We start from the raw sequence: 1,032 nt of genomic DNA on the forward strand, positions 1-1,032 counted from the left end.
GTGCGGCGGCTGGCCGAATGTCTTGTTGAATGCCCGAGTGAAGTGGAATGGCGAAAGACCGGCGATCGACGCGATCTCCCCCACCGACAATTTGCGGGTGAAATTCTCGTGGAGAAACTCTTGCACTTTTCTTGCGTCGCGGGCCGAGAGCCCGCTCCTGCGGATCGGCGGCGACTTCTTCACCTTTGAATAATGCCGAAGAAGGTGCACGCTGAAGAGCGTGACCAGAGAGCCGACCCAAAGCTCGTTTGCCGGCTCTGGCCGCGTCAGCTCCATCTTCAGAAGCTGTGCGATGTGCAGTGCCTCAAGATCGACGGTTCCCAAGGGGGGCGGCGCAAGCGAGACATGGCCGGCATCGAGCTCACTGGTCGCCAATTCGAGCAGGGCCTCGGGCCGGACGGTGACTATCACGCTTTCTCGTGTGCACGACCAGACCGTATGCACTTCGACATTTGCCGGATGGACAAGAAGCGTTCCGACCGGCGCATCGTACTCCTGCATCCTGTCGCTCCCCAGCGCCGCCCGGATCCCAGGTGCCGGGGCAAGCATGACCTCTGCAAAATGGCTTTCCGCCAGCAGCGTCTGCGCCCCCGGCTCGCGGACGGCATAGATCGCGGCGCCCCTCGACGTTGCCAGGCGCGGACCCGCGGATTTGGGGATGAGATTGAGGATATGTCGATCCCGTTTGTGCAGACGAGATTGGAGCATGCTGGGCTCCACACCATCAGAATCTTGCTGCATTCCAAACGCTATCCAAAAGGGTATCGCGAGCTGATCGCACGCAGTCACGATCGGCTGAAGGGCGTTGCCTTGCGAAATGATCATTTTCTGAAAATTTGCCGGGAGAACCGCGGCTGTCCGAATTTGGAAACCGGAACAAGCATTATGCCGGCGCACCGGTTCTCTTCATCAAGCCACGCACAGGGTTTCTGTCATGGAGGGACCGCCGGTGGACAACAGCATGGTTCCCCGCAGTTCTCGGTGCAGTGGCTAGGCAAGAATACGTGCCGCCCGCGGCAGCCCCTTGGAAGT

Annotated in this window: 1 protein-coding gene; it reads right to left on the minus strand. The window is 60.2% G+C overall.

Annotated elements, in window-relative coordinates; all coding sequences use genetic code 11:
• Positions 1-708, minus strand: a 708-nt coding sequence (locus tag N1058_RS23990; RefSeq protein WP_265520097.1) for a helix-turn-helix transcriptional regulator, incomplete at its 3' end; no start/stop codon positions are given.
• Positions 709-1,032: the final 324 nt, after the last annotated feature.

Origin of the sequence: Nitratireductor luteus (genome assembly GCF_026162365.1) — a bacterium.
In the GTDB taxonomy this organism is placed as follows: domain Bacteria; phylum Pseudomonadota; class Alphaproteobacteria; order Rhizobiales; family Rhizobiaceae; genus Chelativorans; species Chelativorans luteus.